The sequence below is a fragment of the Pseudomonas sp. 22082 genome (genome assembly GCF_052046055.1).
GTDB classification, from domain to species: domain Bacteria; phylum Pseudomonadota; class Gammaproteobacteria; order Pseudomonadales; family Pseudomonadaceae; genus Aquipseudomonas; species Aquipseudomonas pharyngis.
In genome coordinates this window covers 122,195-145,054 of sequence record NZ_JBQEQB010000005.1, presented here as the reverse complement: position 1 = coordinate 145,054, position 22,860 = coordinate 122,195, and the positions used below count along the sequence as shown (strand labels likewise).

The 22,860-nt window shown below is 56.3% G+C and carries 18 protein-coding genes; all 18 read right to left on the bottom strand.

The window, feature by feature from the left end; all coding sequences use genetic code 11:
- Nucleotides 1-60 precede the first annotated feature (60 nt).
- The 18 genes from ACTJK9_RS07985 to serC all read right to left on the bottom strand — a co-directional run bounded on the left by ACTJK9_RS07985 (nt 61) and on the right by serC (nt 22,850).
- On the bottom strand, nt 61-4,938 hold the full coding sequence (locus ACTJK9_RS07985; protein WP_221397875.1) for a glycoside hydrolase family 99-like domain-containing protein: 4,878 nt from the start codon (nt 4,936-4,938) through the stop codon (nt 61-63).
- Between the two features lie 4 nt (nt 4,939-4,942).
- On the bottom strand, nt 4,943-6,310 hold the full coding sequence (locus tag ACTJK9_RS07980; protein WP_221397876.1) for an ABC transporter ATP-binding protein: 1,368 nt from the start codon (nt 6,308-6,310) through the stop codon (nt 4,943-4,945).
- Complete coding sequence (locus ACTJK9_RS07975; RefSeq protein WP_085612176.1) at nt 6,300-7,118, bottom strand: ABC transporter permease; 819 nt, start codon at nt 7,116-7,118, stop codon at nt 6,300-6,302. Before ACTJK9_RS07975 ends, ACTJK9_RS07980 begins: the two co-directional genes overlap by 11 nt.
- A 117-nt stretch (nt 7,119-7,235) precedes the next feature.
- The gene (locus ACTJK9_RS07970; RefSeq protein WP_085612175.1) at nt 7,236-8,243 is read right to left on the bottom strand and encodes a glycosyltransferase family 2 protein; all 1,008 of its coding nucleotides are present in this window, start codon (nt 8,241-8,243) and stop codon (nt 7,236-7,238) included.
- A gap of 356 nt (nt 8,244-8,599) precedes the next feature.
- A complete protein-coding gene (locus ACTJK9_RS07965) occupies nt 8,600-9,562 on the bottom strand; it encodes a UDP-glucose 4-epimerase family protein (protein ID WP_440813220.1) in 963 nt (320 codons plus the stop codon).
- Nucleotides 9,559-10,482 carry a glycosyltransferase gene (locus ACTJK9_RS07960; RefSeq protein WP_085612173.1) on the bottom strand — a complete coding sequence of 308 codons (924 nt, stop codon included), beginning with the start codon at nt 10,480-10,482 and terminating at the stop codon, nt 9,559-9,561. Before ACTJK9_RS07960 ends, ACTJK9_RS07965 begins: the two co-directional genes overlap by 4 nt.
- Before the next feature lie 58 nt (nt 10,483-10,540).
- Nucleotides 10,541-11,431, bottom strand: a complete 891-nt coding sequence (gene rfbA, locus ACTJK9_RS07955; protein ID WP_085612172.1) for a glucose-1-phosphate thymidylyltransferase RfbA — start codon at nt 11,429-11,431, stop codon at nt 10,541-10,543.
- Nucleotides 11,428-12,321 carry a dTDP-4-dehydrorhamnose reductase gene (rfbD, locus tag ACTJK9_RS07950; RefSeq protein WP_085612171.1) on the bottom strand — a complete coding sequence of 298 codons (894 nt, stop codon included), beginning with the start codon at nt 12,319-12,321 and terminating at the stop codon, nt 11,428-11,430. Before rfbD ends, rfbA begins: the two co-directional genes overlap by 4 nt.
- Nucleotides 12,318-13,394: a dTDP-glucose 4,6-dehydratase gene (gene rfbB, locus ACTJK9_RS07945; RefSeq protein WP_007950922.1), complete on the bottom strand. Its 1,077-nt coding sequence runs from the start codon at nt 13,392-13,394 to the stop codon at nt 12,318-12,320. The genes rfbD and rfbB overlap by 4 nt, the downstream gene beginning before the upstream one ends.
- A 231-nt stretch (nt 13,395-13,625) precedes the next feature.
- Nucleotides 13,626-13,865, bottom strand: coding sequence for a LapA family protein (locus tag ACTJK9_RS07940; RefSeq protein ID WP_085612170.1), 240 nt, complete (start codon nt 13,863-13,865; stop codon nt 13,626-13,628).
- Nucleotides 13,866-13,892: 27 nt separating this feature from the next.
- Nucleotides 13,893-14,189 carry an integration host factor subunit beta gene (gene ihfB, locus ACTJK9_RS07935; RefSeq protein ID WP_007950920.1) on the bottom strand — a complete coding sequence of 99 codons (297 nt, stop codon included), beginning with the start codon at nt 14,187-14,189 and terminating at the stop codon, nt 13,893-13,895.
- Between the two features lie 147 nt (nt 14,190-14,336).
- The gene (locus tag ACTJK9_RS07930) at nt 14,337-14,615 is read right to left on the bottom strand and encodes a hypothetical protein (RefSeq protein WP_085612169.1); all 279 of its coding nucleotides are present in this window, start codon (nt 14,613-14,615) and stop codon (nt 14,337-14,339) included.
- 203 nt (nt 14,616-14,818) lie between these two features.
- Nucleotides 14,819-16,504, bottom strand: coding sequence for a 30S ribosomal protein S1 (gene rpsA, locus ACTJK9_RS07925; protein WP_039770554.1), 1,686 nt, complete (start codon nt 16,502-16,504; stop codon nt 14,819-14,821).
- A 119-nt stretch (nt 16,505-16,623) separates the two neighbouring features.
- Nucleotides 16,624-17,313, bottom strand: a complete 690-nt coding sequence (gene cmk, locus ACTJK9_RS07920) for a (d)CMP kinase (protein ID WP_064598429.1) — start codon at nt 17,311-17,313, stop codon at nt 16,624-16,626.
- Nucleotides 17,310-19,517: a bifunctional prephenate dehydrogenase/3-phosphoshikimate 1-carboxyvinyltransferase gene (locus ACTJK9_RS07915; RefSeq protein WP_440813357.1), complete on the bottom strand. Its 2,208-nt coding sequence runs from the start codon at nt 19,515-19,517 to the stop codon at nt 17,310-17,312. The genes cmk and ACTJK9_RS07915 overlap by 4 nt, the downstream gene beginning before the upstream one ends.
- 28 nt (nt 19,518-19,545) lie before the next feature.
- A complete protein-coding gene (gene hisC, locus ACTJK9_RS07910) occupies nt 19,546-20,658 on the bottom strand; it encodes a histidinol-phosphate transaminase (RefSeq protein WP_007950914.1) in 1,113 nt (370 codons plus the stop codon).
- A gap of 12 nt (nt 20,659-20,670) precedes the next feature.
- Entirely contained in the window at nt 20,671-21,765 is a 1,095-nt protein-coding gene (gene pheA / locus ACTJK9_RS07905) for a prephenate dehydratase (RefSeq protein WP_007950913.1), read from the bottom strand.
- The gene (serC, locus tag ACTJK9_RS07900) at nt 21,765-22,850 is read right to left on the bottom strand and encodes a 3-phosphoserine/phosphohydroxythreonine transaminase (RefSeq protein WP_221397881.1); all 1,086 of its coding nucleotides are present in this window, start codon (nt 22,848-22,850) and stop codon (nt 21,765-21,767) included. Before serC ends, pheA begins: the two co-directional genes overlap by 1 nt.
- Nucleotides 22,851-22,860: the final 10 nt, after the last annotated feature.

Genomic DNA, 22,860 nt, shown 5'->3' with positions numbered 1-22,860 from the left:
ACGATTAACCTTATTCGAATCAGACTACAAGACCCGCCAGCAACTGGCGGGCCTTCTGCTCTAAGCGTGGGGCAACAGGCGATCACGCAGGGCCTTGATGCGAGCCTCGCAGATCCGGTAAGACTCACTAGCCAGCAAGTCAGCACGCTGTTGCTCATCGGTCAGCGCAAGCGTATGGGTATCGCAACCGATCCGGTGAATGTAATCACCGATAAAATCACAGGTACGCAGTGATGCCCAATCCGTCCCGTCGCGCGTGAACAACTGCAGGGTCAGATAATAGTCTTCCATGTACTTCATATCATCAAAGTACGTGACGGCTTCCAGATCGCACTTGTTCAGATCGAGGAGGAAACTGTGCAGCGGCGCGTGGTTATGTTCGACGAAATCACGGTAGTTATCGCCGTAATCGAAAATCTTTTCACGCTTGACGATGCAACCAGTCGCCGAATCCACCATGGTGGAGTAGACACGTGCAAAGGTTGCATTTTTGCCACTCGACTTGATCTGTTCCAGTTGTGAGCTGTAAGCCCACGGAAACAGCATGTCGTCATAATCAAGAAATGCTGCGTAACCACTACCGACTGCTTTAAGCGCGTCATTGAGCATCAACGAACGCAGGTCCGGCGTTTGCTCCGTCGAGAAGTAACGACGAATCACCGGAGCACAATGTTCACTCCACGGCAATTGAGCGAGTTGCGTTTCAAGTGTTGCAATTTCCTCGTCATCCATGTCCTGGATAGCCAGAACAGGCAACACCTGACTACCGGACTGAGCGATCAACGAAAGAAGTGCATTGATCAGCGATGCCCGGTCACCACGACGGTGGTAGCGCACAATTGTCGATACGGTATCGAGCGCAGAACCGTGGACACCGTCCTCCGGCAACAGTCGGAAACATGAGGCTTCGCAGCATATCTTGTAGCCGATCGCCGGAGCATTCGGGCGCAATTCCATGCAGGCAACTTGATCAGCCTCGATACTGAAGTTGGCAGTGCCTTCGCCCTGCACGAACGACGGATCGTTTCGCAAACTGGCCGACACGGAATAACCCTCGTGCCGCTTCGCCATTTTCAGCAACGACTCGACGGCCGTTGCAGGGAACAGGCAAATATCACTGAAGCGCAGCGTGAAGTCAGATTCGGCAGGCACATGACCGGAGATTTTCACACCTTGTCCCTGCAACGCCTGGTGAAGCTCTGCGTTTTCGACAGAAACCGAGCAAGCCTTGAACGCCCCTGAATTGGCAAGGCATGTCAGGAACTTGCGGCGCAACTCAGGTTCAGCCTCCAGGCGTGCCACGGCTTCAGGTGTCAGCACGACATTCAGCTTCAATTCTGCTGGCAGGACACAATTGGTGGTCGCCGAAAATGACTGGCCGGACAATGCACGTCCGATGGAGTTGAGGTAGCCGTAACCAAAGCGGGTATCGGGCTCAAGGTGCGCCCCCTCAGCCCATTCGTTCCAGGCGTTTACCACTACGTAGCGGCGATCTTCCGGCAGGTTCTGCTCGGAGTAATCCACCAGATACTCCATCCAGCTCTGGAATTTTTCCGTAGTGAAGTGGTTAAGCACGTACGCCCGGTTACCGTAACGAGCAGTGTTATCCCAGGTTGGAACCAGCGACCGGAACAGCGTGAAATCCTTGCCCAGATCCTGCCCCATGTAGTGATCGGCAACTTCGCTGTAGTTAATGACGTTACCTTCCAGAGGCCAGTAAGGGCGCAACTGGCTGCGAGTGTCCTGAACCGCGTCGGCAGTCCAGTCATGCAGTACCCGTTCGACGGCAGAGTCCATGCCATGGTCTTGCGGATTTGTCGCACCGCGCGTCAGCGTCGCCACCATGTATGGTGCCTTGAGGCCCTCGCGCTCGCACTCTTCGCGCCACACAGCCAAGTATTCGTCGATATGCTCGATCGAGGATGGACGATACACGTGCAACATCGGACGCCCATCTACTTTGATATAGCGCTCGTCCTTGAAGAACGGGATGAGATAGCGAATAAAACCACGGGCATCTTCTTTCGAATAGACCTGTCCCAGCAGAATTTCCGCCTCATTACCATCCCAGCGGCGAGTCCAGTTCTCGTTCGCCCAACAGAAACAGAACGGCATATCGATCTGCTGATTATCCAGCAGCATCTGTGCCGGCTTCTCGAGGATCATTCTGCCGGTAAACCAGTAATGATAGAAAATCAGGCCGTGAACACCTGACTTCTTCATCATTTCAGCCTGCTGTTCCAACCTGGCCGGGCCGTCAAGATGGTAGTAACCGATGTCCTCGTGCGGGACATGTTGCTGATAATGACCATAGAACAACGGATTGGCCGAACGGACTTTGTACCACTCGGTAAATCCGGTGCCGTGCCATTCATCATTCTCGGGTGTCGGATGAAACTGCGGCAGGTAGTACGCCAGCACCTTGATGGTGTCGTGTGTGATGCTCGCAGAGTAATCAACCTGTGGCTCGTAATATTCCCGAGGCTCATGCGAAATCTGCGGAGCTTCCAACTGATAGTTACGTCCCTCACTGGTGGTCGTATTGACCAGTATCAGGCGTTCCAGCGAACGGCTCAGCAGATCGCCGGCAACGGCGTCTTCGCTGCTCGCGAAGTGCTCGAATTGCAATGGCAACTGCAGCAGGTCACTGATAGTGCCAACCCGTGCCCAGAACAGCCCGACTCGAGGGAATTGCGCACTAGGGAAAGTAGTCGCATCGATCTCGCGGTACTTTTCCAGAGCCGTGGCAATCACGTTTCCGGCATCAGTCCAGCCAGCCTGGTGGTAGATGGCAGACTCAGGTCGGGTGTCGACGGGATATACAACCTTCGCGTCCCCATCGAGCAATTGAAGAATCTGCCCGACATTGGCAGGGGAACCGCATAGTAGCTCCAGGCGCTCTTTCAACCCCGAACCATCATCGTTATCGGCGCTGCCGGCTTCGTCATGGAAGTGCGCTATTACGTCGTAAGCTTTCAATCGACTGCCGAACTGGACAATCAGCGCAGCAATCGCTCCAACCTGCCCAGGGACAACCTCAACGACCAACTTGCGCAACAGAGGCACTGCTGCACGTAACGCTCTGTCGTCAAACTTCGAGCTATCGCCGCTGCTGCGAGAAATGAACAGATCGAATTCGACCGGGACATTTTTGAGGTAGCTGAGCCAATGGCCCGACAATTGCTCACCGCTCAAATGAAGATGAACGGCAACCATTCCAGGCGCTGTTGTTGGTGCCTCTGGCAGGTAAGGATCCAGGTAGTAAGGCACCACTTTGAGTACTTCGTACTCAGTCAATGCGGCGTCGCCAAGCGGTTTTGAAACCTGATTCAACGCCAGTCGCTTCTGGCTGAGCTTGAGCTTGCGGACTGCAATAGCCAGTGCATGACGCAAACCGCCACGGCGAGCTTCGCGTACAAAACGGCTGAGCAGCTGCGGCTGTTGCGCAAGCAGATTCAACAGTTGTATGGCGACGCGATGGCGGCCGACCTTGCGGGATAGATGGTAGTTACGACCTTTGGTGTCGTGGATCGACCGGCCTTCGTAGTACCCGTGGCGCAAATAATGGATCAGCGGATTGATACGGCGTAACCGCACGTCCGGATAGTTGTCGAGATAGGATTTGGTGGAAAATCCTGCCGACGGGTCACGCCCCTCACGCCAGCCCTGCTCAAGATAGTGCTGCAACGGGTCGACACCCGCCGCCCGAACATCTTTGTAGGTACTGAGGTAGTAAGCGGCATCGAACAGCTCGCTCTGAGCCGGATGATCATCTCGATAGCGAAGACCGAACCGCTCTGCAATGCGCGAGACAAGGGATTTCAGCAAAAAGCGTCCAGAAGAATAACGACGCAGGTCAGCCTCAAGGCTCTCAATTGATAGCTCCGCGTCTGAAAGAGACGTCTTGAAAACACCATACTCAGTCTCGAGCCAACGACGGTGTCCGTCGAGGTTTGAGTAATCGGCCTTCAACGCTTCGTGTCGTTTATCAAGTTCGCCGTAGTCGGCGGCAAGCGTCGTGATGTTTTGTTCTTTCAGCCTCAGTTGCACATTCAGATCAGCGTTGTTTTCATCGAAACGACGCATGAGTCGATAGGCAGGCAAACGTTCGTTCATCGCCTCGCAAAGGCTGTTGACAGTGCTGACGACCGCCTGGTCATCTGCACGCTCATCACGCGAGAGTTCCAATAGCAGAAGGCTGAGGTTCAAGACATCGGCCGGTACTGCGGAATCCTTTTTGAGCTCGTCCAGCGTAAAGCTGTTGTGCTGCAGCGACCGCTGGAGAAAGTTGCTCTGATATTCCAGGAACTCGGAGCCCTGCGGGTCAAACGGCAACCCCAGCGACTCAGACATGCGTCGCAGCTGCTTCTCGGGTTCCTGAAGCATCAACTCGTAATTTACAAAAACGCGCGATGCTCCCTGGCTGTATTTCAAGCTGAACAGCATGTGCTCAAGCCAGAGAAAGTAGCCTTTCTCAACTTCAAACTCGTTCCGTTTGACCAATGAATGCGCAACGTTTATCGGATTACGGAAAGCAATGACATAGCTGACCTGCAGACCCAGTTCGGCAAAGATCTCCTGCCAAAATGGCAGCAGTCGGGACATCCGCGGGTCTTTTACACCAAAACACTTGATCTCATTGAGCTTATCGCGCAGATGCTCGATTGCTCGCGCCTTGTGGCTCTGCGCGACCGGCGAGTCCAGCTCTTCCCGGCGAATGGGAAGCAGACTGTCCCAGGCGTGCCCCAGATCCGCCAGCAACTCTTCGTTGTAAGCGGTAATCGTTGCGTCTTCAAAAAAGCCTTTTTCGTTATTGCCCGACTCGGCAGGCAACAGGTTATCGCCCAGATCGACACCAAGGACTTTCAAACCACGCGTAATGGCACTCGTACCGCTTCGGTGCATGCCCAGAACTACGACTATTTGTTTATGATCCATAAGATTAATTATGCTCAACACTTGAAATGGTAAAAGCTGGGATACATTTGAAATCTACTGTCCCGGTTGCTGTGATCGCAGTCTCCGGCAGAACGCGAAACAGGCAGGCATCGATCAAACGATGCAGATAGGTCTCCGCTTCCCCTACGACACCGACCACTCCTGAGTTGAGGAAATACGTTCCGGGGTTCAAATTGCACTCGAACTCGAATTCAACATCGACTTCAGCTTCAGCTGCCACGTAGGCGATGGCGTCCTGAGCGCTCGCCGCGCTCGCCGCGCCACCGATCTCGATACCGGCGAGCGTTTTGATCATCATGCCAAAGCGAACAGCCCCCGCCCCCGTCGAAAAAGCTACGCGATAGGTATAACGGTAGCTGTCACCGCGCTTGAGACAGTTAACCTGTTTGCCGGCCGCATTGAGGATGCGCGGCTCGCTGATCAGCACGCCGTGAGATTCGTAGGACATCACACTTTTGGAAACGATATGAGGATCGAAGTACTCCTCAAGTCCGTTGTCCTTCGCCTGTGACGCCTCGACTGCCACCTCGGTGCGCTTGGCCTCGCGCTGGAGTTCAAGGCGCTCGAGCACACCGGTCTTAATCGATTCGCGGATTTCCGCAACTTTGTCCGCAGGCGCGTACAGCAGCTTCTGGTACTGGCCGACAATGACCTTGGGCACACCTTCGGCGAGCTTCTCGCCCTTATCCAGCAGAATCGCCCGCGTACACAGTTCGATGACGGCACTCCCGGAATGCGACACAAACAGGATGGTCGCGCCACTCGCCTTGATCGCCTCGATCCGCGCGAAGCATTTACGCTGGAACAATTCATCGCCGACCGACAGCGCTTCATCAACAATCAGGATTTGCGGGTCAACATTGATCGCCACGGCAAAAGCCAGGCGCACCATCATGCCACTGGAGTAGGTCTTGACCGGCTGATCGATGAATTCGCCGATTTCCGCAAAGGCTTCGATCTCGGCAAAACGGGCTTCAGTCTCGTCTCGTGTCAGGCCAAGTACGGCAGCATTCATGTACACGTTTTCGCGACCACTGAATTCAGGGTTGAATCCGGAACCCAGCTCCAGCAAGGCTGCGACACGACCATGAGTCATGATGTCGCCGTGTGTCTGATTGAGCGTGCCGCAAATCATCTGCAAAAGTGTCGATTTACCGCTACCGTTTCGCCCGAGGATACCAACCGTTTCGCCTCGGTTGATGGTGAACGAAACATCCTGCAGGGCCCAGAATTCACGAAAATATTGCTTGCGTCCGCGTGCGAACATCTGCATCAGCCGATCTCTCGGCTTGTCGTAAATATGGAAACACTTACTCAGGTTGTTGACGGCAATGGCGGTATTAGAGGACATCGGCGAACCCTTTACGCGTTTTTTGGAACCACGCAAATCCTAGCCAAAAGACAAGAGCTGCAGCGATATAGTAGAAACCCAAGTGAATCAGACTCGGCAGTTCACCCCTGAAGAGCAGAGCCCGGGTATCTTCAATTGCCGGGGTCAGGGGGTTCAAAAAGAGCAGATGCCGGTATTCTTCAGGCAGCGCCGTGATCGGATAAAAAATCGGTGAAAGAAACATCAGGACGGAAGTGCAGACACCGATGATCTGACTGACATCTCGCAGGTACACGCCCATTGAGGCGAGAAACCAGACCAGGCCGACAACAAAAATGATCAGAGGAGCCAGAAATACCGGGAGCAACAGAATGGTGTACTGAAGCTTTCCGAAGAAAATCAGATAAGCAATCAGCCAGACACTGAGGCTGACGAGAAAGTGAAACATGGCCGCGCCCAGCGTAACCCATGGAAGTATTTCCAGCGGAAACACCACTTTCTTCACGTAGTTGACGTTGCCGATAATCAGACCCGGGGCTCTGTTTATGCACTCGGCAAACAGATTGAAAACGATCAGGCCCGCAAACAACATGAGCGCAAACTCGGTTTTCGAACTGCTATCGACGCTCCATCGGGCTTTGAACACGACGCTGAATACGAATGTGTAAATCACCAGCATCACAATCGGATTGAACAGTGACCACAGCATGCCCATGATCGACCCGCGGTAACGCCCAACGATCTCCCGCTGCACCAGCGCCCGGATGAGACCTTTGTTGCGCCAGATGCTATTGAGCATCTCCTTTGGCGAAGCAGAAAAGTTCAGCATTGTCTCAAAACCTCAATAAATCCGAGGGAGTTTAAATTCCTCAGCAAACTCTCTCGTCCTGCCATCACTTGAATTACCACAACACTCTTCCTGAAAAAGGCCAAGTCCGACTGCGTATCAGATTCCATTGAATACCGCCGCCAAAAGCAGCCCAAGGTTGCCCCATAAGGATTGCCGGTAGACGCCAGATCGCCGTAACCAGATGATCCGCGCCAATCCGCGAGAATTTCGCGCCCGCTGAAACAGATCCAGCCTCATCCGGCTTTCTTCATTCAACTGGAATCTGGTCGACTCCAGCGCCGCAATATTCTTTTGATTCCACCCACGGAAACGACCGCGGAACTGCATCCGTACTCTGTTCAATTGCGCCATCAGGCCCGATGTAGAGCCGATGAGGTTTGCTCCGTGCTGCCTGTAGAGAATGGTTGGACAAACGTCGTAAGTGACTCGCCCTCCAGCACCTGAGACGAGGAGATACGCCCACCAGTCATGCGAAACGATGTCCAGACTGGAGCCTGCCTGCAGGAACAGCATACGGGCAGCCTGATTGAAGACCATTGTGTTGCCCCCTCCCACGCTTTGCACTAGCGCATTGGCAAATCCGACGGGACGCTCAAACAGAGGAGACAAACCTATTGGTGCCCCTTCCTCATCGATCAATTCGGTCCTGCCACAGTAAAGAGCCGGCTCCTGTGGGGAGGTGCCCTGAAGCTCGCACAGAGCACGCTCCAGCTTGTTTTCTTGCCAGATATCATCCTGATCGGCCCAGGCATAGAAATCGGACTCGATGGATTGGTCACAGGTCAGCGAAAGGAAGTTGGCGGCGTATCCACGTCCCGGTCCCTGGCGAATCGACAGTTTGCCCTCTCCCCAGCGCTCGGCGTATTCGCGTAATAATTCCAGGGTAGAGTCGTCAGAACTATCATCTGACACCACGACAAACCAGTGGGGATAGCTTTGTCGCGCAATGGACTCCAGCTGCTGTGCCAAAAAACGCTCGCCATTGAAGGTGCACAACAGAACGGCGACGCGTCCGGAAGGACCACCTGGTTCCTGCTGAAGCCGGTCGACAATGCGGTGATCCGGACTGCTGTTTTGAACATCCGGGAAAAGAGGGGCTACCACCGAGCACTCCGTTGCTTAAAGGAGAAAATTTCACCTGTGCCGATTCGTTCAACACGAGCGAGCATTCGACGGGCAAGGAGCGCGCCCTCGGAACGGCTCATGCGCCACTTCCAGCTGCGCAAAATTTGCAATTATAACGACGAAACATTGCCATTTGATAGCCCAGTGACATTATCGCTTTGCAAACGCTGGAAGCAGGACCGTCAGCCCCGACAAGACATGGATAACGTGAATATTGCAGATGAGCGCCGCGGTGGCGGCGCGTAGGGTATCAAGCCACCATCGTTAGAAAAAGGGTGGCAGTTTGCCAATGCCGATGTAGCAGGCAAAGGCCATCAACGGTCACACGTCTCCACTCAAGTACGCTGCCGCGATTGATACTGGTACGCCGTTCGCTTCAACGCATCGTCGACGCCAATGACAGGCGACCATCCCAGCCTATCGATGGTTTTACTGATATCGACCTGCAATGACCCACACAATCGCTGCGCGAGATCAGCACGACCGATCAGCGATGCGCCCGTCTTCAATACCCAGGAAGGAATCGACAGCAAGCGAGGCTTTACACCCAGGGCACTCGCCATGCGTCTGAGCAATTGAGTGGTGGACAAGTCTTCTCCATCACTGACCAGAAAGGTGTTTCCCGCCGCCTCTGGATGACTGATGCAGACATTGAGCAAATCCACCAGATTCTCAAGCGCAACAAGGCTGCGATGGTTATGTATCGCCCCAAGCGGCAGCGGAGCACCTCGTTCAAGCCAGCGCATCATGCTCAGGAAATTGGCCCCGACACCGGGGCCGTAGACCAATGGCGGCCGGATGACGACGACCTCCATACCCGTTTCGACGCTGATTGCTCGCAAGGCGTCCTCTGCTTCGCGTTTTGATAGGCCGTAAGGATCGAGCGGCGCCGGTAGATCGTCCGCCTTGAAGACAACTCCCGGCAGGGTCATTTCACCGTTGACCTTGATCGAACTGACGAAAATGAATCTTTTAACGCCAGCTTCAGCTGCACTGCGTGCCAGACGAACAGTCCCTTCGACATTGATTTTGCGAAACCGCTCAAGAGCCCCCTCTGCCAAATCATTCATCACATGCACTCGCGCGGCACAATGAACAACCACGTCAATGCCAGCCAGAGGAGGCAGCAGGGCCCTGTCACCCATGTCAAATGCCACAACCCGGCACAGACCACTCAACCTGGTTTCGCCGCGCACAGCAGCAACAGGGCTGAATACCTTGTCGCGCAGCAGTCGAAACACGAGTGCCTCTCCGACAAACCCGGTCGCGCCGGTCACCAAAACTTGAGTACCGATCATTTAGCCTTGCTTCCAACCAGCGCTGTAGCCCAACAGATGCAAAAGAAAAACAGCTTGTCTCGTGCCCTGCGCCGACAGTCTCTGGCACTGAACGAGAGCTTTATCAGCTGCCGGCGTCCCAAAGGCAGCCAAGGCTCGACAAATGAATTCCGCTCAAGCCCCACCAGCCGAACGATCTGCCTGACCTGAGAAAACCACCACCCGTCATGAATGGTCTTGTAACGCATGATCAGAGAACCGATGCCGGCGTTTGCGCCTACCTGATTACTTTCATGCTGGCGATAATCCATGGAGGGACGCGCGTCGATGAACCAGAGAAATCCACGGCTACGTGCGAAAGAGTAAAAATACCAATCGTGGAGACTGACATTCTGCAAGTCGCTCCAGCTGCCCAGCATGGCGGCCTTGAGTGAATGCATCAGCTCACGAGTGAAGACGTATGTACATCCCGGCCCAGCGGCCTCGAACAGGAAATCCCAGGAGGTTTGGGGCTGAGCCTTGTCCAGCAGTTGTGTGCGGCCATCCGGCCAGAACGCGACAACATTGCTGGAGTAGGCATCCACGCCTCGCGCCTGAATTTCGCCGATCGCCCTCTCGAGCTTGTCCCGATACCAGACATCATCCTGATCGGAGAACGCGATGTAGTCGTATTCTTCGAGGGATACATCACGGATCAATCTGAAAAAGTTGCGTGCGGCACCACCGAACGCACCGACGCCAGGGAGCACATGAACACTCTGGCACCTGGCCGCATAGGCTAGGCACCAGGCCTCGGTACCATCAGTCGAGGGATCAACACTGATATAGACGCTCAGGTCTACACCGGACTGTCGAAGAATCGAATCGAGTTGCTCTTCGATCCACTGCATTCCATTGAAGGCCGCCAGCAAAACCGCAACCTTGGGATGTTTTACTGGCATAGCCTTCCTGCTTGCACCGATTTTAACTTTCTCACCCGAAAACGCTTTGTTATTCGAATCAGTGAGAAGGCGAGTCCAGCAACTTCTGCAGGTATTGACCGTAGCCCGTCTTCTTCAATGCATCAGCTTGCTCAGCCAGCTGATCGGCGGTGATCCAGCCATGGTGGTACGCAATTTCTTCCAGGCAGGCCACTTTCAAACCCTGACGCTGCTCAATGGTATGAACGAAGTGACTGGCTTCAAGCAAAGAGTCGTGAGTACCCGTGTCCAGCCAGGCAAAGCCGCGACCGAGCATCTCGACATTCAGGGATTTTTGCTCCAGGTAGGCGCGGTTCACATCAGTGATTTCCAGCTCTCCCCGCTCGGAAGGCTTGATGTTCTTCGCAATCTCCACGACTTGATTGTCATAGAAATAAAGACCTGTAACCGCATAGCTGGATTTTGGCTTCAGTGGCTTCTCTTCAATACTCAACGCGCGACCGGACGCATCAAATTCCACAACACCAAAACGCTCGGGATCAGAGACGTGATAACCAAATACAGTCGCGCCGTGCTGTTGAGAGCTGGCCGAACGCAAGTTGTCAGAGAAGTGCTGACCATAAAAGATGTTATCGCCCAGGATCAGACAGCAAGGATCCTTTCCGATGAATTCTTCACCAATGATGAAGGCCTGCGCCAGACCGTCCGGACTTGGCTGCTCGGCATAAGTCAGCTTGATTCCGTAACGACTCCCATCGCCCAATAGTTTACGGAAACAAGGCAAATCTTCCGGGGTTGAAATAATCAGAATTTCACGCATCCCGGCAAGCATCAGCACTGACAGCGGATAAAAGATCATCGGCTTGTCGTAGATCGGCAGCATCTGCTTGGAAACACCAAGGGTCAACGGGTGCAGGCGCGTACCCGAACCACCGGCGAGAATGATGCCTTTACGATTTGTCGTGGTCATTTATTAAGAACTTCCCTAAGCATTCGGGTTACACCACTTTGCCAATCCGGCAAGTGTAGAGAAAAATTATCGCGCAGCTTCTGAGTATTCAAACGTGAATTCAGAGGCCGACGAGCGGGTGTCGGATATGCAGTCGTATCGATCGGATTGATCGCAGTAACTGCAAGCTGCTCGCCATTGTCCCGAGCGAACGCGATGACATGGCTTGCATAGCCGTACCACGATACTTCGCCGCTCGCTGCGAGGTGATACACACCCGCCAGCTCCGGCTGCTGAAGCACCTTGTGAATCGCGATTGCCGTGACATCGGCGATCAGGTCAGCCCCTGTAGGAGCCCCTATCTGATCGGCAATCACACTGAGTGTTTCGCGATCTTTTGCCAGTCGAAGCATGGTCTTGGCGAAGTTATTGCCGCGAGCACCATAGACCCAACTGGTTCGAAAGATCAGATGCTTGCAGCCCGACGCAGCGATTGCCTGCTCACCGGCGAGCTTGCTTGCACCGTAATGATTGACCGGTGCGACCGCATCGGTCTCCTGCCATGACGCAGAACCCTCACCACTGAACACGTAATCGGTTGAGTAATGAATCAGCCAGGCATCCAGCAAAGCCGCCTCTTCAGCCATGACTTGACTGGCATGGCCGTTGACGCGATCAGCCAGCTCGACTTCGGATTCGGCCTTGTCGACTGCGGTGTAGGCAGCTGCGTTGACAATGACATCAGGTTTGAGCGTGCGGATTGTCGCACGCAAGGTGTCCAGATCCGACAAGTCACCACACAGACCATCGACAGCATGACGATCCAGCGCGACCAACTCACCAAGCGGCGAGAGGGAGCGTTGCAGCTCCCACCCTACCTGACCATTTTTACCCAGTAAGAGAATTTTCATGCTTGGTTCGAGCGATCTGCGTAGTTCTGATCGATCCACTGCTGGTAGCTTCCGCTTTTGACGTGAGCGACCCATTCAGTGTTATTCAGGTACCACTCGACAGTCTTGCGAATCCCGGTTTCAAAGGTTTCTTCCGGTGTCCAGCCCAGTTCACGCTGGATTTTACTGGCATCGATGGCATAGCGCTGATCATGACCTGGACGATCCTGAACGTAAGTGATCAAGCTCGCATGCGGACGATGCGCAGAGTCGGGACGTAATTCGTCGAGAAGAGCACAGAGAGTGTTCACAACTTCAATATTCTGCTTCTCGTTGTGACCGCCAATGTTATACGTCTCGCCAATGACGCCTTCGGTCACGACCTTGTAAAGCGCACGCGCGTGATCTTCGACATAAAGCCAGTCACGTACCTGGTTTCCTTTGCCATAGACCGGCAACGGCTTGCCTTCCAGCGCATTGAGAATGATCAACGGGATCAACTTTTCAGGGAAGTGGCAAGGACCGTAGTTGTTCGAGCAGTTGGTCACAAGCGTCGGCAAACCATAAGTACGAGCCCAGGCACGGACCAGATGGTCGGAGCTGGCCTTGCTTGCCGAATACGGCGAACTTGGCTGATAGGGAGTCGTTTCAGTGAAGAGATCTTCCGGACCTTCGAGGTCGCCGTAAACTTCGTCCGTCGAGATATGGTGAAAGCGGAAAGCGGCCTTGCGCGCATCATCCAGCGCAGTCCAATAATGGCGTGCCGCTTCCAACAGCGTGTAAGTACCAATGATATTGGTCTGAATGAACTCGGAAGGACCCGAGATGGAGCGATCGACGTGAGACTCTGCGGCCAGATGCATGATCGCATCCGGTTGATGCTCACGCAGGACACGGTCGATCTGCTCACGATCGCAGATATCGACGCGCTCGAACGTGTAACGCGAGTTTCCGCTGACTTCGGCCAACGACTCTAGGTTACCGGCATACGTCAGCTTGTCGACGTTTACCACTGCGTCGGTAGTGTTGGAAATGATATGACGGATAACAGCTGAGCCGATAAACCCGGCGCCGCCGGTTACTAGAATTTTCACGCGAAACCATACCCTTGAGTTGCTGACAGGGCTGCCAACCGAGCACTGTCTAATCCATAAATGCAAAAGCCATCAATTCAGCCGGGGCTTCTGACAGAGCCAGTCTGCACCGACGTGGGAATATGCCACTATCGGACAGGCGCTGCATTTTACAGCTTAATGAACGTTTTACTAATGGATATAGACAAGCTGTGGCTAAAGTTTTAGTTCGCCTTTCGTTCCATGTCGCAATCAGACAAGACGCTTGCGTGAAGCCCTGGACGCACGTCCCAGGAACCAGCCAAAAACAGGCCCGATCAGCATACCCGCCAGCAATGCACCAACCGTGATCACTGATACCGGAAGTTGCGGCCCCGCCCAGCCAAGAAACAACAGGGAAACCGATTGCTGATTTTCGAGAACGAACGCAAGGATCGCCAATACAAGCAATAGAATTAAAACGGAAAACAAAATGCGCTTGAGATTACTCATGAGCAACTCCTTGCGTAACGGTGACCGTCAAGCCCCCTCCTCCTCTTCTTCATTCACGCGATCGCGCAGCTCTTTGCCTGGCTTGAAATGCGGAACGAATTTACCGTCCAGACTGACGGACTGACCGGTCTTTGGATTACGACCGACGCGCGGCGCACGATAGTGCAAGGAAAAGCTGCCAAAACCACGGATCTCGATACGATCTCCAGTAGCCAGGCATTGGGACATTTGCTCAAGCATGGTCTTGATGGCCAACTCCACATCTTTGGATGAGAGCAGCCCTTGATGGGTGACAATTCGTTCGATCAACTCCGACTTCGTCATATTTTTCCCTTCTTTTTCAAGCAGCTAGGTCAGCGCTTGAAAGGTTTTAGCACGCCCGGAAGATTTTGAACAGCCCAGGACTTGACATATCTTTCAACTCGCTACAACGCCCGGTTTCAGGGCATCGAATTGCAGCCTGAGCGACACTCACCGACAAATCACCAACATGGTGCGAGTGACGTAGCCGGCAGGATTGAAGCCGAAGGGAAACCCATCTTCATCCCGAGCATCATCAGAACGCGTGATCACCTTGTAACCTGCCCCCTTGCATTCCTTGGCAGCGCGCTTCTGACACCTTTCCCAGCCTGAACCCAAGCCGGAGCAGTCAACCTCGATGCCACTCACTCCACGCACCGCATGGGTCTTGGCGCTGGTAGTACAGCCTGCCAACACCAGCAAACCCAACAGAACTATAAGCTTGTTCATTAACTTCCTTATGCCAGGCGCCTGCCCGACTACTGCGATCTTCAGCCTAAGCCTAGACGCGAATAGACGATTGATCCGATTAAAGAAACAGACCTCCCGGCGAAGGGAATGGTTTCACCGATTGACCGGAAAGCAGTCCCCCACTAAATCGCAGGCACAAAAAAGGGCGACCGAAGTCGCCCTTTTTGATGATCAGACAGAACTCAGTTCTGTTTGGCCATTGCTTGACGCAGCAGTGCCGCCATAGTGGTGTCAGCTGCTTCGCCTTCCGGAGCTGCTTTCAGGCTCTGGATGGCTTCTTTCTCTTCAGCATCGTCTTTCGATTTGATCGACAGCTGGATTACGCGGCTCTTACGATCAACGCTGATGATCTTGGCTTCTACTTGCTGGCCTTCTTTCAGAACGTTGCGCGCGTCTTCAACGCGGTCACGGCTGATTTCGGAGGCTTTCAGAGTCGCTTCGATATCGTCGGCCAGAACGATGATGGCGCCTTTGGCGTCAACTTCTTTCACGGTGCCAGTCACGATTGCGCCTTTGTCGTTAACCGAGACGTACTCGGAGAACGGATCGCTTTCCAGTTGTTTGATACCCAGGGAGATACGCTCACGCTCCGGGTCAACCGACAGGATAACGGTGTCCAGCTCGTCGCCCTTCTTGAAACGACGCACGGCTTCTTCGCCCACTTCGTTCCAGGAGATGTCGGACAGGTGAACCAGACCGTCGATGCCGCCGTCCAGACCAATGAAGATACCGAAATCGGTGATCGACTTGATGGTGCCGGAGATTTTGTCGCCCTTGTTGAACTGGCCAGAGAAGTCTTCCCATGGGTTCGACTTGCACTGCTTGATGCCCAGGGAGATACGACGACGCTCTTCGTCGATGTCCAGAACCATGACTTCCACTTCGTCGCCGACTTGTACGACTTTCGAAGGGTGGATGTTCTTGTTGGTCCAGTCCATTTCCGAAACGTGTACCAGACCTTCAACGCCTTCTTCCAGCTCAGCGAAGCAGCCGTAGTCGGTCAGGTTGGTTACACGAGCGGTAACGCGAGTGCCTTCTGGGTAACGGGCTTTGATAGCAACCCATGGATCTTCGCCCAGTTGTTTCAGGCCCAGGGAAACACGGTTGCGTTCGCGATCGTATTTCAGAACCTTGACGTCGATTTCGTCACCAACGTTGACGATCTCGGAAGGATGCTTGATGCGCTTCCAGGCCATGTCGGTGATGTGCAGCAGGCCGTCCACGCCACCCAGATCGACGAATGCGCCGTAATCGGTGAGGTTTTTGACGATACCTTTGACTTGCTGGCCTTCCTGCAGGGATTCCAGCAGAGCTTCACGCTCGGCGGAGTTCTCGGCTTCCAGGACGCTGCGACGGGAAACGACAACGTTGTTGCGCTTCTGGTCCAGCTTGATGACCTTGAATTCCAGCTCTTTGCCTTCCAGGTGCGTGGTGTCGCGCACTGGACGGACGTCAACCAGGGAACCTGGCAGGAACGCACGGATGCCGTTAACGTCGACAGTGAAGCCGCCTTTAACCTTACCGTTGATAACGCCCTTGACCACTTCCTCAGCTGCGAAGGCTGCTTCCAGAACGATCCAGCATTCAGCGCGCTTGGCTTTTTCACGGGACAGCTTGGTTTCACCGAAACCGTCTTCAACCGAGTCCAGCGCAACGTGAACTTCGTCACCGACGTTGATGTTCAGTTCGCCAGCGTCGTTGTAGAACTGCTCCAGCGGGATCAGTGCTTCGGACTTCAAGCCAGCGTGAACGGTTACCCAGCGAGCCTGGTAATCGATATCAACGATAACACCGGTGATGATGGAGCCTGCCTGAAGGTTCAGGGTCTTTAGGCTTTCTTCAAAGAGTTCCGCAAAGCTTTCGCTCATTTTAATTCCTGTTGATTAGGGCGAAAAATACGCCCATCTCCACATCCCAGACAATGTGGGTTAGTTTCATTTAAAAGAAGCGCCACAGGACTATGACTGGTCCCCTGCAACCTTCTTGGTCACCCGGCGATATCGCGAATGGCGATCTCGCTCATGATGCGTTCAAGCACCTGATCGATGGACAACTCCGTGGAATCCAGCTGTATGGCGTCAGCCGCCGGCTTGAGCGGGGCCACCGCTCGCTGGGTATCACGCTCGTCGCGCGCACGGATCTCATCTAGCAGACTCGACAGACTAACACCCTCGACTTTGCCCTTCAACTGCAAATATCGGCGGCGCGCCCGCTCCTCGGCGCTGGCGGTCAGGAAAATCTTCAATGGCGCGTTCGGAAATACCACCGTACCCATGTCGCGACCGTCAGCCACCAGACCCGGGAATTCCTGGAAAGCACGCTGGCGCTGCAGCAGCGCCTCGCGGACGGCGGGTAACGCTGCCACCTGGGAAGCGCCGGATCCGACGCTTTCAGTGCGGATGACATCGCTGACTTCGTCACCTTCCAGAATGATGCGTTGCAGCTGACCGTCGGTCGCCGCGATGAACTGCACATCCAGATGAGCCGCCAGTTTCTTCAGCAGCTCTTCATTGGTCAGGTCGACACCATGGTTGTGCGCAGCAAATGCCAGCAGGCGATACAGCGCACCGGAGTCCAGCAGGTTCCAGCCCAGACGCTTGGCCAGAATCCCGGCTACGGTGCCTTTGCCCGAGCCGCTTGGCCCGTCGATGGTGATGACCGGTGCAATGTTGTTCACGACTGAGCCTCTTGCGCCACACGAATGCCGACCTGCGCGCACAGCGCCAGGAAGTTCGGGAACGATGTCGCGACGTTGGCGCAGTCATGGATGCGGATCGGTGCAGTGGCGCGCAGTGAGGCCACGCTAAATGCCATCGCGATGCGGTGATCGCCATGACCATGCACTTCGCCGCCGCCGATCTGGCCGCCGTCGATGATGATGCCGTCCGGGGTCGGTTCGCACTTGACGCCCAGCGCCAGCAAACCGTCCGCCATGACCTGGATACGGTCCGATTCCTTGACCCGCAGCTCTTCGGCGCCGGTCAGTACGGTGCGCCCTTCGGCACAGGCCGCGGCCACGAACAGCACCGGGAATTCGTCGATGGCCAGTGGAACCAGCGCTTCCGGAATCTCGATACCCTTGAGTTTAGCTGCTCGCACACGCAGGTCGGCAACCGGCTCGCCGCCCACTTCACGCTGGTTTTCCAGAGTGATGTCGGCGCCCATCAGACGCAGGATGTCGATCACGCCGGTGCGGGTCGGGTTGATGCCGACGTGCTCGAGCACCAGCTCCGAGCCTTCAGCGATCGATGCGGCCACCAGGAAGAACGCCGACGACGAGATGTCGCCAGGCACTTCGATGTGGGTCGCGGTCAGCTTGCCACCAGACTCAACCGATGCCGTGGCACCGTTGACGCTCACCGGATAGCCAAAGCCGCGCAGCATACGCTCGGTGTGATCACGGGTCGGTGCCGGCTCGGTCACGGTGGTCTTGCCTTCGGCGTACAGACCCGCCAGCAGCAGGCAGGACTTAACCTGAGCACTGGCCATCGGCATCGTGTAGGTCAGGCCTTTGAGCTTGTGACCGCCACGAATGGTCATCGGCGGACGACCGTCGGCAGCGGTTTCGATCACGGCGCCCATTTCCCGCAGCGGGTTGGCGACGCGATTCATCGGACGCTTGGACAGCGAAGCGTCACCGGTCAGGGTGCTGTCGAAATCCTGCGCGGCCAGCAGGCCGGACAGCAGGCGCATCGAAGTGCCGGAGTTACCCAGATAGATCGGGCCCGGCGCAGGTTTCAGGCCGTGCAGGCCGACACCGTGGATGGTCACGCGGCCATGATGCGGGCCTTCGATGACCACGCCCATGTCGCGGAACGCCTGCAGGGTCGCCAGAGCGTCTTCGCCCTCGAGGAAGCCTTCGACTTCAGTGACGCCTTCAGCCAGGGAACCGAGCATGATCGAACGGTGGGAAATCGATTTGTCACCCGGTACGCGAATCCGACCGGACAGGCGGCCACCAGGTTGAGCCAGGAAAATCAGATCGTTGGAATTCATAGCGTCCACATAGGCCCTGCGGGCCAGGATTTTACTGAAATGCTCGCGGGCAACCCGGGCGCGCGTGAAGACGCCCAACAATTGGTGCCCATCCCCTGCATCGACCGCGTCGCGCAAGGCGTCGAGGTCGCTGCGAAATGTATCGAGAGTGCGCAGGACAGCCTCGCGGTTGGCGAGAAAGATGTCATGCCACATGACCGGGTCGCTTCCGGCGATTCTTGTGAAATCACGGAAACCGCCCGCAGCGTAACGGAAGATCTCAAGGTTTTCATTGCGCTTGGCCAGCGAATCGACCAGACCGAAGGCCAGCAGGTGCGGCAAATGACTGGTCGCGGCCAGCACTTCATCGTGACGCTCGACCTGCATGTGCTCGACGTCGGCGCCCAGCTCGCGCCACAAACGATCAACCATCGCCAGGGCAGCCGGATCGGTCTGCTCCAGCGGGGTCAGAATCACTTTATGACGGCGGAACAGCTCTGAGTTGGAGGCTTCCACCCCGCTCTGCTCGGAGCCGGCAATCGGATGCCCCGGCACGAAACGCGCCGGCATGCCGCCGAACGCCTCGGTCGCCGCACGCACCACATTGCCCTTGGCGCTGCCGACATCCGTGAGAATCGCCTGCCCCAGGTCCATGCCGGCCAGACGGGCCAGCACTTTTTCCATGGCCAGGATCGGCACCGCCAACTGGATCACGTCCGCGCCCTGGCAAGCCTTGACCAGATCGTCTTCGCAGCGATCCACCACACCCAACTCGACCGCCAGCTTGCGCGATTGCGGGTCGAGGTCGACCCCGACCACTTCGCGGCACACGCCACTTTCACGCAAGCCTTTGGCAAATGAACCACCGATCAACCCCAGACCGACCACCACCAGGCGCCCGATCATAGGTGCAGCAGATTGCAGCGCAGTGACATCACCCACGAGCCAGAACCTTGCGCAGCGCTTCGAGGAAGCGGCTGTTTTCCGCCGGCAGACCGATGGTCACCCGCAGATGGTTCGGCATGCCGTAGTTGGCCACCGGACGCACGATCACACCTTCGCGCAGCAGGCCCTGGAACACCGGAGCCGCCACCTGACCGAGGTCGACGCAGATAAAGTTGCCCTTGGACGGAATCCAGCTCAGACCCAGCTCACGAAAACCTGCTTCCAGCTGTTGCATGCCGGACTCGTTGAGCTGCCGGCTCTGCGCCAGATATTCCTCGTCCTTCAGCGCCGCACACGCCGCCGCCAAGGCCAGGCTGTTGACGTTGAATGGCTGACGTACCCGGTTCAGCACGTCCGCCACCACCGGGGTAGACAGACCATAGCCAACGCGCAGCGCCGCCAGACCGTAAGCCTTGGAGAACGTGCGCGAGACCAGCAGATTCGGGTAAGCGGCGAGGAAATCCAGACCATCCGGCAGATCGCTGCCTTCGGCATATTCGATGTAGGCCTCGTCCAGCACCACCAGCACATGCTCCGGCACATCCTGCAGGAACTCGTCCAGCGCTTCGGCGCCGAACCAGGTACCGGTCGGGTTGTTCGGGTTGGCGATGAACACCACGCGAGTGTTGGCGTCGATCGCGGCCAGCATGGCCGGCAGATCATGCCCCCAATCCTTGGCCGGAACGACCTTGGCCTGAGCGCCGACTGCCTGGGTCGCGATCGGGTACACCGCGAACGCGTGCTCGCTGAACACCGCATTCAGGCCCGGCGCCAGATAGGCGCGCGCCACCAGTTCGAGAATATCGTTGGAGCCGTTGCCCAGGGTCACCTGGTTCAGCTCGACACGGCACTGCTCGGCCAGCAGGGATTTCAGGGCAAAACCGTTGCCGTCCGGATAACGGGTCAGTTCGTCCAGCGCTTCGCGGATCGCGGCCAGCGCTTTCGGGCTCGCACCCAACGGATTTTCGTTGCTCGCCAGTTTGACAATGCTCGCCGGATCCAGGTCCAGCTCGCGCGCCAGTTCGTCCACGGGCTTGCCCGGCACGTATGGCGAAAGTTGTTGCACGCCCGGCTGTGCCAGAGCGAGGAAGTTGCCACTCATTGCTACCACCCCTTAAAGAACTGCTTTCGGGTAGGAACCCAGCACCTTGAGTGCTACTGCTTCCTGACTGATCTTTTCCAGTACACCTTTGATCAGCGGATCACGGTGATGACCGACGAAGTCGATGAAGAACACGTAGGTCCATTTGCCGCTGCGCGACGGACGGGTTTCGATCCGGGTCAGGTCGATCCCGTTGTCATGGAACGGCACCAGCAGCTCGTGGAGCGCGCCGGGCTTGTTGCTCATGGACACGATGATCGATGTTTTGTCGTCGCCGGTCGGCGGCACTTCCTGGTTACCGATCATCAGGAAGCGCGTGGAGTTGTCCGGGCGATCCTCGATCTTCTCGGCCAGACGAGTCAGGCCGTACAACCCGGCCGCCATGTCACCGGCGATCGCTGCCGAATTCCACTCACCCTTGACCCGCTTGGCCGCTTCGGCGTTGCTGGACACCGCCACGCGCTCGACATTCGGGTAATGGGCGTCCAGCCACTTGCGGCACTGCGCCAACGACTGGGCATGGGAATAGATGCGGCTGATGCTGTCGGTCTTGGTGTTTTCACCGACCAGCAGGTGGTGGTGAATCCGCAGCTCGACTTCGCCGCAGATCACCATGTCGTGCTCGAGGAAGCTGTCGAGGGTGTGGTTGACCGCGCCTTCGGTGGAGTTTTCCACCGGCACCACGCCAAAATTCACCGCACCGGCCGCCACTTCACGGAACACTTCGTCGATCGCCGCCATCGGCTTGCTGATCACCGCATGACCGAAGTGCTTCATGGCCGCCGCTTGGGTGAAGGTGCCTTCCGGACCGAGATAAGCCACTTTCAGCGGGTTCTCGAGGGCCAGGCACGAAGACATGATTTCGCGGAACAAGCGCGCCATCTCTTCGTTGCCCAGCGGCCCCTTGTTGCGCTCCATCACGCGTTTGAGGACCTGCGCCTCACGCTCGGGACGGTAGAACACCGGCTGCTCGCCTTCGGCCAGACTGGCCATCTTGACCCGAGCAACTTCTTCTGCGCAGCGCGCGCGATCACTGATCAGCTGGAGAATCTTCTCATCCAGATTATCGATGCGAACGCGCAGCGCCTTGAGCTCCTGCTCGGACATCAGGAATGCTCCTTCTCGAATTCGGCCATGTAGCCGACCAGCGCCTCGACAGCGTCCAGACCCAGGGCGTTGTAGATCGAGGCACGCATGCCGCCAACCGAACGATGGCCCTTGAGGTTGAGCAGGCCACGGGCGTCGGCGCCGGCCAGGAACGCCTTGTCCAGACGCTCGTCAGCCAGGCGGAACGGCACGTTCATCCACGAGCGGGCGTTGGTGCTGATCGGGTTGGTATAGAAGTCGCTGTTGTCGATGAAGCCGTACAGGCGATCTTTCTTTGCCTTGTTGCGCTGCTCCATCGCGGCGACGCCGCCCTGCTCCTTCAGCCACTCGAAAACCAGGCCCGAGAGGTACCAGGAATAGGTGGCCGGGGTGTTGTACATCGAGCCGTTATCGGCGGAGATCTTGTAGTCGAGCATGGTCGGGCATGAACTGCGAGCGCGGCCCAACAGGTCTTCACGGACGATCACCACGACCAGACCGCTCGGGCCGATGTTCTTCTGCGCGCCGGCGTAGATCAGGCCGTACTGCGACACATCGATCGGACGCGAGAGGATATCGGAGGACATGTCGACCACCAGCGGAACGTCACCGGCTTCGGGAACCCAGTCGAACTGCAGGCCGCCGATGGTTTCGTTGGACGCATAGTGCAGATAGGCCGCACCCGGGGTCAGCTTCCACTCGTTCTGGCCAGGGATGGTCAGGTAATCATAAGGCTTGGCGCTGGCAGCAACGTTGATGTTGCCGAAGCGACGCGCTTCCTCGATGGCTTTCTTCGACCAGATGCCGGTTTCGACATAGTCGGCAGTACCGTTCTCGGGCAGCAGGTTCAGCGGAATCTCGGCGAACTGTTGGCTCGCACCGCCCTGCAGGAACAGCACTTTGTAATTGGAGGGGATGGACAGCAGGTCGCGCAGGTCTTGTTCGGCCTTCTCGGCGATGGCCACGTAGTCATCGCTGCGATGGCTCATTTCCATGACCGACAGACCCTTGCCGTGCCAGTCGAGCATCTCGGACTGGGCACGCAACAGGACAGCTTCAGGCAGCGCAGCGGGACCTGCGCAGAAGTTAAAGGCTCGTTTGCTCACATCCACTCTC

Excerpts from the sequence above, each read along its gene's own strand:
- ACTJK9_RS07985 (WP_221397875.1), bottom strand. The coding sequence starts at position 4,938 with ATGGATCATAAACAAATAGTCGTAGTTCTGGGCATGCACCGAAGCGGT.
- ACTJK9_RS07980 (WP_221397876.1), bottom strand. The coding sequence starts at position 6,310 with ATGTCCTCTAATACCGCCATTGCCGTCAACAACCTGAGTAAGTGTTTC.
- ACTJK9_RS07975 (WP_085612176.1), bottom strand. The coding sequence starts at position 7,118 with ATGCTGAACTTTTCTGCTTCGCCAAAGGAGATGCTCAATAGCATCTGG.
- ACTJK9_RS07965 (WP_440813220.1), bottom strand. The coding sequence starts at position 9,562 with ATGATCGGTACTCAAGTTTTGGTGACCGGCGCGACCGGGTTTGTCGGA.
- ACTJK9_RS07960 (WP_085612173.1), bottom strand. The coding sequence starts at position 10,482 with ATGCCAGTAAAACATCCCAAGGTTGCGGTTTTGCTGGCGGCCTTCAAT.
- rfbA (WP_085612172.1), bottom strand. The coding sequence starts at position 11,431 with ATGACCACGACAAATCGTAAAGGCATCATTCTCGCCGGTGGTTCGGGT.
- rfbD (WP_085612171.1), bottom strand. The coding sequence starts at position 12,321 with ATGAAAATTCTCTTACTGGGTAAAAATGGTCAGGTAGGGTGGGAGCTG.
- ACTJK9_RS07940 (WP_085612170.1), bottom strand. The coding sequence starts at position 13,865 with ATGAGTAATCTCAAGCGCATTTTGTTTTCCGTTTTAATTCTATTGCTT.
- ihfB (WP_007950920.1), bottom strand. The coding sequence starts at position 14,189 with ATGACGAAGTCGGAGTTGATCGAACGAATTGTCACCCATCAAGGGCTG.
- ACTJK9_RS07930 (WP_085612169.1), bottom strand. The coding sequence starts at position 14,615 with ATGAACAAGCTTATAGTTCTGTTGGGTTTGCTGGTGTTGGCAGGCTGT.
- rpsA (WP_039770554.1), bottom strand. The coding sequence starts at position 16,504 with ATGAGCGAAAGCTTTGCGGAACTCTTTGAAGAAAGCCTAAAGACCCTG.
- ACTJK9_RS07915 (WP_440813357.1), bottom strand. The coding sequence starts at position 19,517 with ATGATCGGGCGCCTGGTGGTGGTCGGTCTGGGGTTGATCGGTGGTTCA.
- hisC (WP_007950914.1), bottom strand. The coding sequence starts at position 20,658 with ATGAGTGGCAACTTCCTCGCTCTGGCACAGCCGGGCGTGCAACAACTT.
- pheA (WP_007950913.1), bottom strand. The coding sequence starts at position 21,765 with ATGTCCGAGCAGGAGCTCAAGGCGCTGCGCGTTCGCATCGATAATCTG.